Below are 14,536 nucleotides of genomic sequence, written 5' to 3'. Positions count from 1 at the left end.
TGCCATCTGACAAGAAAGATTTGCCGTTAGGGAATGTGTTTTTTAAGATATTTAAAACCGGCTTCGGATTTTCGAAATCTGCCACTGCAATAATGGACGGCGGAGCTTAAGTCATGGCAGTGTACTGTGCAGTTTTTCAAGCGCGCGTTCAATGATGGTCAGTGTTAGGTCAAATTCACGCGTGTAATAGGGATCAGGAACGTGATCCCATTCAGGATCAGACAGGTAATCAGTCAATCGATACACAGGTGTTGTGTTGCCGTTGGGGCGTTGATGTTCAACGGCTTGCAAGTTGTTGTCGTCCATCACGATGATCTGATCAAAGCTCTCAAAATCCTGCGCCTGAAATTGGCGTGCGCGCAAGGAGGAGAGGTCGTAGCCGCGCGCTTTGGCGGCCTTTTGCATCGGTGGGTAGGGCGGCTCACCGACATGCCAGCCGCCGGTGCCAGCGCTTTCGCAGGTGATTTCAGGGGCGATGGCGCGAAACACGCCTTCAGCCGTGGGGGAACGACAAATGTTGCCAAGACAGACAAAAAGGATTCGGTTGGTCATTGTGGCCCCTTCTTTTATCAGGAGGGTAAGCGAGGAGAAGAGCATGGAAAAGATCGTTATTCTGACAGGGGCCGGAATTTCAGCAGAAAGTGGTCTGGGGACGTTTCGGGATGAAGAGGGATTATGGGCACAGCACCGGATTGAGGATGTCGCGACGCCTGAGGCTTTTGTGCGCAATCCAGGCCTGGTGCATGGGTTCTATAATGCGCGGCGGGCGCAGGCGGTAAAGGCCAATCCAAATGTGGCGCATGGGGCGCTGGCACGGTTGGAGCGGGAATTTACGGGCGAAGTGTTGATCATCACGCAGAATGTTGATGACTTGCATGAACGTGCGGGTAGCCAGAGTGTGGTGCATATGCATGGGGCCTTGAACGGGGCGTTGTGCCATGATTGCGATCACCGTTGGGAGGCCCCGTTGGTTATGAGGGTCGGGGATCAATGCCCGCAATGCAGTGCACAGGCAACGCGACCGGATATCGTTTGGTTTGGCGAGGTGCCTTATGGCATGGAGGTTATCGATCCGGCCTTGAGTACAGCGGATCTGTTCGTCTCAATAGGCACCTCTGGACAGGTATATCCGGCGGCAGCGTATGCGCAGCATTCCGGGCGTATGGGGGCAAGAACGGTTGAGCTTAATCTTGAGCAGGCCGCGTATTCGCGGGATTTTGATGAGCAGCATTATGGTCTGGCGACGGAAGTTGTGCCTGCTTGGGTGGCTGGTATCTTAGCAGACAGGCACTGATCCTGCACAAATAGAAACAGCCCCACCTGAAGAGGTGAGGCTGCTAAATAACTTAAAGACCAAAAGATCAGGCGGCTGCAGCCTGTGCTTTGGCGATCTCTTTCTTCACTTTCATAGCATTCGTTGAAAGCTCAGTGTCTTTGGCTTTGGCAAGATAGGCATCCAGACCACCGCGGTGATCAACGCTACGCAGAGCAGCGGCCGAGATACGGAACTTGATGCCACGGCCCAGTGTTTCGGACTGCAGTGTTACATCATTCAAGTTCGGCAGATACCGGCGCTTGGTTTTGTTGTTGGCGTGGCTGGAGTTGTTGCCAACCATCGGGCCTTTTCCGGTCAGTTCGCAAACGCGCGACATTGGTTTATCCTCGTCTTTGGCAGGGTGTGATTTCGCCCCCGCAATGCAAATGGGCACCGCCAACAGCAGTACCCGGAATTCTATTCGCCGGTCTTTAGGCCCAAAGCGATCCCTCGTCAAGGGATTCGGGATTGGAAACCGCAGCTTTACGACGAGGTTACATTAGCCCGTGCTGATAAGGAAAGGGGCACAGTGAGAGCAAAACACAGCACATGTTTGCATCAGCTTTGAGTTTTTGCGGCAATCTACATTTATTATCTTAATATGGGTTTTTCTGTGGTGGGAATTTTACAAAAATTTATGGCCTGACAAATTTTTTTCAGTAAAATTATTGACAGGCGTAATAATTATGGAAACAATTTTACAAACGTGAAATTCACAGACTTGTTCCGTTTGGGAGCGTCTGTAGGAGCTCTGACTTGGTTGAGGCGGACACGTGATGTTAAGGTTGAAGAAGGAGGTATTAAATAAATTTATACATATGTAGGAAATATCAATTTGCCCTAAGGCATAATTACGCCGACGTTTCCTTTGATCACTATAAGAATGTCAAATTTAGATTTGGCCAAATTCGACAAGTACAAAAAGTTACCGCGAACAGAACGACATAGCAAAAGTGTCACACAGTGTCGCTAAAGAGACCCGACAGAAGAGGAGCTATCCATGAAACTAACGAAATCACTTTTGATGAGCCTGGCGGCTGGCGCGATTGCAGCGACAACTGCAGCTGCCGAAACGGAGCTGACAGTCTATACTGCGGTTGAGGCGGAAGATCTGGCGCGCTACGCTGAAACGTTCAACAAATCCTACCCGGATGTCAAAATCAACTGGGTGCGTGATTCCACAGGTGTTATCACCGCAAAACTTCTGGCTGAGCGGGATAATCCGCAGGCGGATGTGGTCTGGGGACTGGCCGGCACATCTTTGCTTTTGCTCAAAGCTGAGGGCATGCTCGAGGCCTATGCTCCTGCAGGTCTAGATGCACTCGATCCAAAGTTCGTTGACGGTGACAGCCCTCCAAGCTGGGTTGGCATGGATGCCTGGGTGGCCGCAATTTGCTACAACACGGTTGAAGCCGAAAAAGAAGGCCTGACGCCACCGACCTCTTGGCAGGATCTGACAGACCCACAGTATGAAGGTCATCTCATCATGCCGAACCCGAATTCCTCGGGCACTGGTTTCCTAGACGTCTCTAGCTGGTTGCAGCTGTTTGGCGAAGAGGGTGGCTGGGAATACATGGATGGTTTGCACGCAAATATTGCGCGCTATACGCATTCAGGATCCAAGCCTTGTAAACTGGCGGCATCTGGTGAAATTCCGATTGGGATTTCTTTTGCCTTCCGTGGTGCCAAATCCAAAGCTGATGGCGCGCCGCTGGAAATCATCGTGCCAAGCGAAGGTGTTGGCTGGGATATGGAGGCCACAGCTATTGTTGCGGGCACTGCCAATCTGGAAGCCGCGCAGCAGCTGGTTGATTTCAGCGTGACCAAAGAGGCTAACGAAATGTACAACACCGGCTACGCCGTGGTTGCGATGCCGGGTGTTGCCAAGCCGGTCGAACATTTCCCAGAGGGCCTGTTGGATGCGATGATCGACAACGACTTTGAGTATGCGGCCAACAACCGCGCTGCGATCTTGAAGGAATGGGCGAGCCGCTATGATGGCAAGTCTGATCCTAAAGACTAAACGTCTGGATCTTGCAGAGGGCGGCAATGCTGCCCTCTGACTTTCGCGCCACGTCAATATGATGATCGCGCGACACATACCAACACTTCCAAACGACAATGATAAGGACGTTCCCCGTGACCGAGGCGACCGCCATTCCCCCGCAGTACTTGAGCATTGACAACCTGTGGAAAGCTTTCGGAGATTTCCTGGCGCTCAAGGATATCTCTCTGAATATCAATGAACGCGAATTCATCTGCTTTCTTGGGCCATCAGGCTGTGGCAAAACCACACTGTTGCGTGCCATTGCTGGCCTGGACCTGCCGACCAAAGGGTCAGTCATTCAAGCTGATAAAGATGTCACCAATCTGCCGCCCTCTGAGCGGGACTTTGGGATTGTGTTTCAATCATACGCGCTGTTTCCGAACCTGACGATTGAAAGCAACATTGCCTTTGGTCTGGAAAACACCGGGCGCAGTAAGCCAGAGATTAAATCGCGTGTTGCTGAGCTGTTGGAACTTGTCGGGCTGCCAGAGCAAGGCAAGAAATACCCTGCGCAATTGTCCGGTGGGCAACAGCAGCGGATCGCGCTGGCACGTGCGATTGCGACCAATCCGGGGCTTTTGTTACTGGACGAGCCGCTATCAGCGTTGGATGCAAAGGTGCGGGTGCACCTACGCCATGAGATCAAGGAACTGCAGCGCCAACTGGGCGTGACAACCGTTATGGTGACCCACGATCAGGAAGAGGCCCTCGCGATGGCCGACCGGATTGTGGTGATGAACCACGGGGTGATCGAACAGATCGGCACCCCGACCGAAATTTACCGACATCCCGCGAATCTGTTCGTGGCGGACTTTATTGGTGAGATGAACCAGATTTCAGCCAACGCAGGTTCGAAAGAGGCCATTGAGATCGGTGGCCGCACCTTGAAATGTGAAGCCCATTCATTTGCTGCAGGAGAACGCATTGTTGCCGCGATCCGGCCTGAGGATGTCATTCCGCATGGCGATGGCGCGCGGTCCCCGGGGGCGCCGGATGAGATTACGACTCAGGAAAACGCGTTCCAAGTTGTCGTCGGAGAAATGGAATATCTTGGTTCATTCTGGCGGTGTCGCTTGCGGCATGAGACTTTTGGCAAAGAAGAGCTAATCGCCGATTTCTCGATTAATGCAGTGCGCAGATTGGAATTGGCTGAGGGCAAATCCATGGTGATCGAGCTGCCACAGAATCGTTTGATGGCCTTTGCTCCGAGGGAGGGTTCGTAATGGCGGACGTCCACCATGAGACATTGCCTGATGGCCCAATCATCAAAGGCAAGCTAAGTCGCGACGACATCATCATGCGGCTGAGCATGATGGTAATCGCGATCTATCTGGTTGTGACAATGGTGTTTCCACTGACGGCGATGCTATCGAAAAGCTTTTCAACCTATATGTTCGATCTGTCGGCCTATGAAATTCAAGTCAGCGATGAGCAGGGCGCCTATAGTGGTGAGATCCTAACACCAGCCCAGTTGAATGCCGAGCAAGGAATTGTGAGCGACAATGATCTGATTGCCAGCTCAGATAGCCGTTTGAGCCTGACGCAGTTTTTCCCGGATTTCAGTTTCCGCAGTCCGGTGATGTACCAGCTTCGCAATACGACAGATACCGGCCGGTTTCTGGTTGGCTCTGATCTGAAAACCGGCACGAATTGGGTTGAGTTGGACAGCAATACCTTTCGCCGGGTGCAGCTGCGGCCGGAAAAATCCACCGGTATGGGTAACTTTATCAACTATTTCTCAACGCCTGCGCTATTCAATTCGATCAAAAACTCGCTGGTCATAGCGGTAATCAGTACGATCATTACCGTGACGCTTGCTTTCTGGTTTGCCTACGCGCTGAACCGTAGTTGCATGCGTTTCAAGGGGTTGTTCCGTCTGGTGGCAATGGCTCCAATTCTGGTGCCTTCACTGTTACCGGGGATCGCGCTGGTTTATCTCTTTGGCAATCAGGGCATGCTCAAAGAGCTGCTGTTTGGGGCCAGTATCTATGGCCCGATAGGGATCGTTATTGGTTCGGTGTTTTTCACCTTTCCACATGCGTTCATCATCATTTCAACAGCTTTGGCTATTTCCGATGCTCGGCTATATGAGGCGGCGGCAAGCCTGCGGTCAACGCCGTGGCGAACTTTCTGGACGGTGACTATTCCGGGGGCGCGCTATGGCCTGATCTCTGCGGCATTTGTCGTGTTCAATCTGGTGATTACTGATTTTGGCCTACCCAAGGTGATCGGCGGTCAGTTCAATGTTTTGGCGGTTGATATCTACAAACAGGTCATCGGGCAGCAGAACTTTGAGATGGGCGCCGTTGTGTCTGTTGTTCTGGTGATCCCGGCGATCCTCGCCTTTACGATTGATCGGATGGTGCAATCAAAACAGGTGGCACTGTTGTCGGCGCGCTCGGTTCCGTATCAACCCAACCCACATCCGCGGGCTGATCGGATTTTCTTGATCTATTGCAGCTGTGTTGCGCTTTTCATCCTTGGTATTCTGGCAGTCTGTCAGTTTGCGGCACTGGTAAAGTTCTGGCCCTATGACCTGAGCTTGAGCCTGAAAAACTATGACTTTGACCGCATGGATGGCGGCGGCTGGGGGTCGTACTATAATTCGATCAAGCTGGCGTTCCTGACGGCGATTATTGGCACCGGGGTTGTGTTCTTCGGGGCTTATCTGGTGGAGAAATCCAACGGCTTCAAAACCGGACGGGCGGTGTTTCAGATGGCGGCGATGTTGCCGATGGCCATTCCGGGCATGGTGTTGGGATTGGCGTATATCTTCTTTTTCAACAACCCGTCTAATCCGTTGAATGCGATTTACGGCACGATGGCTATTCTAGTGATCTGTACTGTGACGCACTTCTATACGGTATCGCATCTGACGGCGGTGACGGCGTTGAAACAGATGGACCGCGAATTTGAATCGGTATCAGCATCGTTAAAACAGCCCACGCTGAAGCTGTTTGGCCGTGTCACTGTGCCGGTTTGCCTGCCTGCCATTCTGGATATCTCGATCTATATCTTTGTGAATGCGATGACGACGGTATCAGCAGTGGTGTTCTTGTACTCGCCTAGCACGACGCTGGCCTCGATCGCGGTGCTGAACATGGATGATGCGGGTGACATTGCCCCTGCGGCGGCGATGGGGATGATGATTTTCTACACCAACGCAGGTGCGCGGATCCTTCATTTGCTGGTCTCTCGCGGCGTTCTGTCCCGCACCCAACGCTGGCGAAACAGGTAACTTCATCAAAAGCCCTCCCGTACTGGCTCACCCTGAAAGGGGTGGGCTTTTTTGTGATGGGGTGAGATGTGAGGTTGGAATGTAACATGTCTGAACGTCTGGTTAGAGCCCAATATGACATTTTTCGCGGCCGCAGAGAATGTCTACTTGTGGCAACCTGTGGAAGTGTAGCAGAAATCGTTTTGAGTACTTAAGCTGGCGTCTGTCATTGTCATAACCTCATCCGCACCAATTAAGCAGTTCCTGATTGGGCATGCAGATTGAACACAGCCCAATAATAACATCAACAGATATCATATTAGGCCGTAATCTTAGCAATATCACTCAACCTGTTTGAGGTAGGATTTCACACTTGCCTGATCGATATTGTTGTGAAGCGCGGCATCACCCATATTTGGCAACTCATGCGCGATGCCTTTGTGACAGGAAATACAGGTTTTCTCACCCGTGAACAAAAACCGTTCATGAGCTTCTGCGGCGCGTTTGCTTTGCAGAGTGATATCCATACTTTCATCCGAGTGGCAATTGCGGCATTCCAGACTATCGTTGGCTTCGAACCGTGCCCATTCGTGTTGAGCCAGGTCTAACCGTTTTTCCTGAAACTTTTCTCGTGTGCTGATGGTGCCAAAGATTTTGCCGTAAACCTCTTTGGAGGCCGCCATCTTACGTGCAATCTTTGAAGACCAGGCATGTGGCACGTGACAATCGGGGCAGGTTGCCCGAACACCCGAGGCGTTCGAGTAATGCACGGTTGATTGCAATTCCACAAAGACATTGTCGCGCATTTCATGACAGCTGGTGCAGAATTTCTCGGTGTTCGTCAGTTCAAGCGCAGTGTTAAAACCACCCCAGAAAATGATGCCCATCACAAAGCCGCCGATGGTCAGAAACCCAAGCGACAGATGAGTCGCCGGTTTGCGCATGATCGACCAGATACGTGAGATCAAGCGCCTCATTCCTTTTCTCCTTCTTGCGATTGGATGTAGGTCAGCACCTCATCCACATCGACAAAGGTGTTCTCTAGCAACAGTTTGGAATCTGACTGGGGGACGTGACATTGCGTGCAAAAGTATCGACGCGGTGACACCGAGGTTAGAAACTGCCCGTCTCGGTCCATAAAATGTGTCACCGACACCATCGGCGCCTGACTGACTTCGATGGCGGTACGTGAATGGCAATCCAGACATTTATTGAACTTCAAATCAATCTGATAATTGTCAATCTTATGTGGAATAACAGGGGGCTGTTCTGGGTAATTGCGCACTTCACGGATGTCAGAATTGATAACCTTCGGAAAGGTTTGCGGAGCGCCGACCTCGTCTAAAGGTGTAGTGCCGCGCATTGTGGCAACTTCATTTTCGGCAAATGCGGCTGTGACGCTCACGGCAATAAATGCGGGAATTAAGATACGTTTCATGATCATCCTCCTCACACCGCTTCAATTTTGACGGCACATTTCTTGAAATCCGTCTGTTTGGAAATGGGGTCTGTCGCATCCAAGGTGACCTTGTTGATCAACTGACGGGCATCAAACCACGGTACAAAAACCAAACCTTTCGGTGGTTTATTGCGGCCGCGCGTTTCAACTCGGGTGATTATCTCACCACGCCGCGAGCTAACCCGCACCTCTGACCCGCGCCTGAGACCCTGCGCCGTGGCGTCCTCGGGGTGCATGTAACACAAAGCATCTGGCACAGCTTTATAAAGCTCTGGCACCCTTTGCGTCATCGAGCCTGAATGCCAGTGCTCCAACACGCGCCCAGTTGAAAGCCAGAACGGGTATTCATCATCGGGGCTTTCGGCGGCCGGTTCAAATGGCAGGGCGAAGATAATCGCGCGCCCATCTGGCTTGCCGTAGAAATCATAGTCTGAGCCGGGCTTGGCATAAGGGTCCGACCCTTCTTTGAAGCGCCAAAGGGTTTCTTTGCCGTCCACAACTGGCCATCTGAGGCCACGTTCTTCATGATAGAGATCAAACGGTGCCAAATCGTGGCCGTGACCTCGGCCAAATTGGGCGTACTCTTCAAACAGACCTTTTTGGATATAGAACCCAAATGCCTCAGCTTCACGGTTCTCATATTCATCGTTAACTTCATCTTTTGAGAAGGCATCAACCTGACCATTGGCGTAAAGCACCTCAAACAGTGTCTTGCCTTTGTATTCAGGGTTGGCGTCCAGAATTTCAGCGTCCCAGACTTCATCAGTGGTGAAGCGTTTGGAAAACTCAACCAGTTGCCAAAGGTCAGACATGCTTTCGCCGGGGGCATCAACCAGCTGGTGCCAGAATTGCGTCCGACGTTCCGCATTGCCGTAGGCGCCTTCTTTTTCGACCCACATCGCGGTGGGAAGGATTAGATCTGCAGCCTCAGCCGTCACTGTTGGGTAAGCATCTGACACAACAATAAAGTTGTCCGGGTTGCGATAGCCGGGATAGCCCTCTTCCAGCATATTTGGTGCGGCCTGCATGTTGTTATTGACCTGGACCCAGTAGCAATTGATTTTACCATCCTTCAGTAAACGGTTTTGCAAAACCGCATGTGCCCCCACCTTGGCAGGAATGGTCCCGGCGGGCAGTTTCCAGATTTTCTCGGCTGTCTTTCGGTGCTCTTCATTTGCGACCAGCAAGTCGGCAGGTAACCGATGCGAGAATGTTCCCACCTCACGCGCCGTGCCACAGGCAGAGGGCTGACCCGTCAATGAAAACGGTGAATTCCCAGGGGTCGAGATTTTTCCAGTTAAGAGATGGATGTTATAGATCATGTTATTGACCCAAACACCGCGGGTGTGCTGGTTCACACCCATGGTCCATAGTGACATGACCTTGGTATCAGGATCGGCATATAGCTTGGCCATCTCTTCCAGCCGGTTGGCTGGAACGCCCGACATCTCGGAAGCGTATTCCAAGGTATAAGGCTTCACAAATTCAGCGAATTCCTCAAACGTCATCTCGGATGAGCCGCCCGCTTTGTCGTTATTCTCGGCGGCCTGCTCCAGCGGATGTTCTGGTCTAAGACCGTACCCGATATCGGGATTTCCCAGACGGAAGTTGACGTGCTTGCCAACAAAATCATGGTTCACGGCATCATTTTCAATCAGGTAATTAGCAATGTAATTCAGCATCACCAGATCTGTCTGCGGTGTGAACACCATCGGGATATCGGCCAAATCAAAACTGCGGTGCTTAAAGGTCGACAAAACCGCAACCTTTACATGGGGGTGGCTGAACTTGCGATCAGCAATGCGGGTCCACAGGATGGGGTGCATCTCGGCCATGTTCGAGCCCCAGAGCACGAATGCATCCGCATTTTCAAAATCATTGTAGCAACCCATCGGCTCATCGATGCCAAAGGTCCGCATAAAGCCCGCAACCGCAGATGCCATGCAATGACGCGCGTTTGGATCTATGTTGTTGGATCGAAAGCCGGCTTTCATCAGCTTTGAGGCGGCATAGCCTTCCCACACCGTCCACTGACCAGAGCCGAACATCCCAATGCCCTTGGGGCCCTTTTCTTTGAGGGTGGCTTTCCATTTCTCGGCCATAATATCAAAGGCCTCATCCCAGCTTACTGGGGTGAATTGCCCTTCTTTGTCGTAAACACCATCGGTTTTGCGCAGCAATGGCTGTGTCAGACGGTCAGAGCCGTACATGATTTTCGATAGGAAATAACCTTTTACGCAGTTCAGACCCCGATTGACTTCGGCCTTGCTGTCCCCATGGGTGGCCACGACACGGCCCGCCTTTGTGGCGACCATGATTGAGCAACCCGTCCCACAAAAACGGCATGCGGCTTTGGACCACTTAAGTTCAGTGAGTTCTGCTTCTGTCACTAGGTTTTGTGCTGCGGCAGGTACCGCAACACCTGCTGCTGCGGCGGCAGCGGCCACGGCTTGGGCTTTGATGACATCGCGGCGCGTAAATTCAGCCATGTTGTTTTCCCCTTTTGGAAGGATCATTGAATAGGAGCATCGGTCAAAGCCTCTGCGTGATGATAGACGAGGGAGGCGTTGACGACGCCATCCAGGAGTTGAATATCTGTCAGCGCCTGAACGATGGCGCTTTCATCTGGAGTTTCCAATGTCACGATGATTTTCCCAACACTGTTAGAATGCGCGACTTCAGCGATGGGCATTGCAGTGATAACTTCGACTACTCTTGGTGTCAGGTCAGGTTTTGCTGTCACCAGAAGGCTGGAAATATGCACCTTCTCACTCATGCGGCTTTCCTTTTCCCTGTTGGTTTAAGCGATAGTGCCGCGACCGGGCAGGCCCCGATACACATGCCACATCCTGTGCAGCTATCCTGTTCCACTTTCAGCGCTCCAACTGGACGACAGGAAAGATCAAAGGAGAGCGCGTCATAGTCGCAAAAATCGGTGCACAGCTGGCAGGATATTCCGTTTTCCAACAGGCACTTGTCCGAGACGACCAACTGGACTTCCCACGCGGGTTCTGATGTGTGGAGAAATACATCTTGTGGACAAGCGTTCGCGCAGTCTCCGCAAAACGTGCAGCCGGTATTTGAGAAGTCGACGACAGGGTGTCCTCGGTCATCGAGTTTCAAAATATCTTCCGGGCAGGCCGTGACGCAGTCGTTGCAGCCATCGCATCGCGCTAAGCTCGTTGGGCTGACCCACGGGGGAAGGTTCACTCCTTTTACGGGCCGCAATGCCCCGCGAAAAAGATCCCGCCGGTTTATGTCAGTTGTGCTCATCGGATGATCAATGGCTTGGTGGACCAAGCAAAATCTGAGACATCCAGATTGTGAACCCATACCCGCCGACCAAAACAACGCTCAGAATTGGGGCTAGTAAAACAGCAAGAAAGAAAAAGACTTTCAGTTCACTAGGCTTATCTACGACGTTTGCAACAATGGCGCTTTTATCGCTTTCCTTCGCCAAATTATCCTCCTGAATATTCAGATAAGATTAGGCAATCATTCAAATCTATGTATTGACCTATATCAAATGCGTCCTCAAAATCGAAGCTATTTATATTAATTCACTATTCCCAAGAACCTGCGACAGTTTCTGATTTGCTCGAGGAATTATACTCGCTCTTATCAAAATATCGTCATTTGGACACATAGGCATTGACGTCAGCACAGTAAAATCTTCCATGAATTCGGTGCAAATACCTCACCTTTTGCCGTCCCACTCACCAAAGCCGATTTTGGTGCAAACGCAGCGAAAGCTCAGCTTGTCCGTTGGTTTCAACGGATCACGGCAACACATGCGTTAAACCGTTCTGCTGGCGTTTCGTATTCCAGCGTTTTCATGGTCGTCCATTGAGTTGCCGTGAGAAGGCATTCAGCTTTGCATGAATATGTATCGGCAAATCTGTGTCCTTTGGAAAGTACTGTCTTAAGAGGCGGTTTGTGTTTTCGTTTGTCCCTCGCGGCTATGGCGAATGGGGTTCACATAGGAACACGTTGATATCTGTCGCTAAAGTGAAGGTCTTATGGCCTGTCGTCTCGGTTCCCCGATCCCAAGTGAGGGAGCGATGCAGTTCTTTGGGCAGTTTGCGGGATTGTTTGATCTACGCTGAATGACGCTGTGGCTGTCTTTGTTTTCAACCTTTGTCAGCAGGGCAAACCGGGTGTGTCGTTCAACCAATGTGGGGATGAAGCTGTTCCCAGGGTCTGCGATCAGATCACCTCCCAATGCCCTGGAACGGCATTACCTTTGGTATCAGCGGGTCGTTCACGAATAGAAACTGCATCATTCTGTCCGCTCATGCAGTGGATAGATAAGCGAAGGGCCACGACAAACGCAGGGCCAATCGAACTCATCGACCGCCCAAGTTGCCAGCGATCCCAGATCCCGGCTTTCTGTTTCTCAGTAAATATATCCGCTTTCGATAGCCCATGACTTACACTCTATCTTCCCAAAAGATCAAAGTGTTGCGCCCACCCGCTGAAACCACCGCGCAAAGCAGTTATTCGCTCTCAGTTATTGACGGAAAGATCCAACTCATAGGTCACTGTGTCTCAGCCTCTTTGGGGGCTCCTGGTTCATCGTCAGCTACGCCAACTTCAAGTTGCGAGAGCAAAAGCGTTTCCAGCTCGCTTTCCAACTCCAGCGCGCGGGCGATATAGGCCTTGTTGTCGATGGTTTTGATGTCAGGGTTCCACAGCTGCGCCAGTTCCTGAACCGAATGCCGGTCATGGTGGTAAAAAGCGGTTTCTAGCTCTGAGGCTTCAAATTCGGTCAGGCCAAGATTTTCCAATGCGTATCGCGCGGCACGTAGAGAGCTGTCGAACATTTCGCGGACGATATCGTTGGCACCTGCTTGATAGAGGCGGAACACCTGAGTGCGATCGCGTGCACGTGCGATAATATGAATATCAGGACGCTCGCGGCGTGCAAATTGGACAAGTTGTACGGCTGCATCCGGATCATCAAGAGCAATAACCAAAATCTTGGCTTCTTTCAGGCCTGCAGCATAGAGCAATTCGGGGCGTGAAGGGTCCCCAAGAAACCCTTTGACGCCGAAACGGCGCATGCGTTGGATGGCGGTGAGGTCATGATCAAGAACAACGGTGTTAAAGCCACTGGAGCGCACCAGGCGATTAACGATCTGACCAAAGCGACCAATGCCCGCGATGATGACGGGTCCCTCGTCGTCTATCTCGTCGGGCTCTTGCTTGTCAGAGTTCTCATCCATTCGACTGGAAAGCCAATCATACAGCAGAAATAATAAGGGGGTGATCAGCATTGAGATCGCTACGGCCAACAAAAGGATTTCTGTTTGACTGGCTGGAATAACATTGTGCTGTCCTGAGAATGAAATCAGGACAAAGCCGAACTCACCAGCCTGCGCCAGTGACAAGGTGAAAAGCCATAGATTGCGGCCCTTGAGCCCAAATGTGCGTCCAAGCCCATAGAGCACAGCCCCCTTGAGAACGATGACCATAAAGGCGATGCCCATAACCGGGATGAATTCCCGGAACAGAACACCGAAATTGATGCCCGCACCAACGGTGATGAAAAACAGACCGAGTAGCAACCCTTTGAATGGTGCGATGTCACTTTCAATCTCGTGGCGGAATTCACTACTAGCCAGAACCACGCCTGCCAGAAACGCGCCAAGGGCAGGTGAAAGGCCGACAAGGTTCATGACATAGGCAATGCCCACCACGATGAGTAATGCGAGTGCGGTGGACATTTCGCGTAGGCGTGTGGTGTGGATGTAGCGAAAGATCGGTTGCGCCAAATAGACCCCACCGAGAATTATGGCACCGACGGCAGCAAGTGTGACAAGTGTGACGCCCCAACCCGGCAGGCTTTGAATGAAATGAACTGCCGCTTCGTGCGTTTCATGCGTGCTGTGACTGACCTCTTCGTTGAGTTGACCGAGATTTTCAAAGGCCTGGCCCAGAATTTCTTGTGGTGTCTTGGGCAGGGCCAATAGGGGCAGGAATGCCAGCATCGGGATGACGGCGATGTCCTGAGTAAGCAGCACCGAGAAGGCGGAGCGACCACCGCCGGTTTGCATCAGGCCCTTTTCAGACAGAGTTTGCAGCACAATGGCGGTGGATGAGAGCGCAAAAACCAATCCGATGGCCAGCGCCACACTCCAATAGATGCCAAATGCCATCGCCCCGATCATGACAGCAATGGTCGTGAGAACAATCTGCAAGCCGCCAAGTCCGAGAAGGCGGTGGCGCATGTCCCATAAAGCGCGTGGCTCAAGTTCTAGCCCGATCAAGAACAGCATCATCACCACGCCAAATTCGGCAAAATGCTGAAGCTCTTCAGTTTCATGCCCACCTACAAGGCCAAGGATGGGGCCGATGGCGATGCCAGCGGCAAGATAGCCAAGCACAGACCCCAGCCCAAGGCGCGCAGCCATGGGTACCGCGATCACGGCGGCGGCAAGATAGACGGTTGCCAAAAACAGAAAGCTGTCCATCAGACACTCCGTCGTTGCAGGGTTG

Annotated in this window: 13 protein-coding genes and 1 pseudogene; 4 read left to right on the top strand and 10 right to left on the bottom strand. The window is 51.9% G+C overall.

Annotated elements, in window-relative coordinates; all coding sequences use genetic code 11:
• Positions 1 to 111: 111 nt before the first annotated feature.
• On the bottom strand, positions 112 to 552 hold the full coding sequence (locus tag D9A02_RS15085) for a low molecular weight protein-tyrosine-phosphatase (RefSeq protein WP_120502563.1): 441 nt from the start codon (positions 550 to 552) through the stop codon (positions 112 to 114).
• Between the two features lie 43 nt (positions 553 to 595).
• On the opposite strand from D9A02_RS15085, the gene D9A02_RS15080 reads away from it, so the two are divergent.
• Entirely contained in the window at positions 596 to 1,294 is a 699-nt protein-coding gene (locus D9A02_RS15080) for an NAD-dependent deacylase (protein WP_120501727.1), read from the top strand.
• 67 nt (positions 1,295 to 1,361) lie between these two features.
• On the opposite strand, the gene rpmB is transcribed toward D9A02_RS15080, so the two are convergent.
• The gene (rpmB, locus tag D9A02_RS15075) at positions 1,362 to 1,652 is read right to left on the bottom strand and encodes a 50S ribosomal protein L28 (protein ID WP_120502562.1); all 291 of its coding nucleotides are present in this window, start codon (positions 1,650 to 1,652) and stop codon (positions 1,362 to 1,364) included.
• Positions 1,653 to 2,315: 663 nt separating this feature from the next.
• Between rpmB and D9A02_RS15070 the strand changes: the two genes are divergently transcribed.
• The 3 genes from D9A02_RS15070 (at position 2,316) to D9A02_RS15060 (ending at position 6,600) form a co-directional block, all read left to right on the top strand.
• Positions 2,316 to 3,338 carry a putative 2-aminoethylphosphonate ABC transporter substrate-binding protein gene (locus tag D9A02_RS15070; RefSeq protein WP_120501726.1) on the top strand — a complete coding sequence of 341 codons (1,023 nt, stop codon included), beginning with the start codon at positions 2,316 to 2,318 and terminating at the stop codon, positions 3,336 to 3,338.
• A gap of 116 nt (positions 3,339 to 3,454) precedes the next feature.
• Positions 3,455 to 4,585: a putative 2-aminoethylphosphonate ABC transporter ATP-binding protein gene (locus D9A02_RS15065; protein ID WP_254054644.1), complete on the top strand. Its 1,131-nt coding sequence runs from the start codon at positions 3,455 to 3,457 to the stop codon at positions 4,583 to 4,585.
• Positions 4,585 to 6,600, top strand: coding sequence for a putative 2-aminoethylphosphonate ABC transporter permease subunit (locus D9A02_RS15060; protein WP_120501724.1), 2,016 nt, complete (start codon positions 4,585 to 4,587; stop codon positions 6,598 to 6,600). The genes D9A02_RS15065 and D9A02_RS15060 overlap by 1 nt, the downstream gene beginning before the upstream one ends.
• 320 nt (positions 6,601 to 6,920) lie before the next feature.
• Here D9A02_RS15060 and D9A02_RS15055 read toward each other — a convergent pair whose 3' ends face one another.
• The 8 genes and pseudogenes from D9A02_RS15055 to D9A02_RS15025 form a co-directional block, all read right to left on the bottom strand.
• Positions 6,921 to 7,556 carry a NapC/NirT family cytochrome c gene (locus D9A02_RS15055; RefSeq protein WP_120501723.1) on the bottom strand — a complete coding sequence of 212 codons (636 nt, stop codon included), beginning with the start codon at positions 7,554 to 7,556 and terminating at the stop codon, positions 6,921 to 6,923.
• Entirely contained in the window at positions 7,553 to 8,017 is a 465-nt protein-coding gene (locus D9A02_RS15050) for a nitrate reductase cytochrome c-type subunit (protein WP_301951093.1), read from the bottom strand. Before D9A02_RS15050 ends, D9A02_RS15055 begins: the two co-directional genes overlap by 4 nt.
• A gap of 11 nt (positions 8,018 to 8,028) precedes the next feature.
• Complete coding sequence (gene napA / locus D9A02_RS15045; RefSeq protein WP_120502561.1) at positions 8,029 to 10,527, bottom strand: nitrate reductase catalytic subunit NapA; 2,499 nt, start codon at positions 10,525 to 10,527, stop codon at positions 8,029 to 8,031.
• 23 nt (positions 10,528 to 10,550) lie between these two features.
• Positions 10,551 to 10,814 carry a chaperone NapD gene (locus D9A02_RS15040; RefSeq protein ID WP_120501721.1) on the bottom strand — a complete coding sequence of 88 codons (264 nt, stop codon included), beginning with the start codon at positions 10,812 to 10,814 and terminating at the stop codon, positions 10,551 to 10,553.
• Positions 10,811 to 11,311: a ferredoxin-type protein NapF gene (napF, locus tag D9A02_RS19595; RefSeq protein ID WP_162933089.1), complete on the bottom strand. Its 501-nt coding sequence runs from the start codon at positions 11,309 to 11,311 to the stop codon at positions 10,811 to 10,813. Before napF ends, D9A02_RS15040 begins: the two co-directional genes overlap by 4 nt.
• A gap of 7 nt (positions 11,312 to 11,318) precedes the next feature.
• The gene (gene napE / locus D9A02_RS15030; protein ID WP_254054643.1) at positions 11,319 to 11,498 is read right to left on the bottom strand and encodes a periplasmic nitrate reductase, NapE protein; all 180 of its coding nucleotides are present in this window, start codon (positions 11,496 to 11,498) and stop codon (positions 11,319 to 11,321) included.
• A 311-nt stretch (positions 11,499 to 11,809) separates the two neighbouring features.
• Positions 11,810 to 12,319 (bottom strand): annotated as a pseudogene (locus D9A02_RS19465) (IS30 family transposase); the annotation flags it as partial.
• 257 nt (positions 12,320 to 12,576) lie between these two features.
• Entirely contained in the window at positions 12,577 to 14,511 is a 1,935-nt protein-coding gene (locus tag D9A02_RS15025) for a cation:proton antiporter (RefSeq protein WP_120501719.1), read from the bottom strand.
• Between the last annotated feature and the right edge of the window lie 25 nt (positions 14,512 to 14,536).

The sequence above is a fragment of the Roseovarius sp. EL26 genome, from assembly GCF_900327775.1.
Taxonomy (GTDB): Bacteria; Pseudomonadota; Alphaproteobacteria; order Rhodobacterales; family Rhodobacteraceae; genus Roseovarius.
The sequence above is the reverse complement of the archived record's forward strand: the minus strand, read 5'-3'. Positions and strand labels throughout refer to the sequence as shown.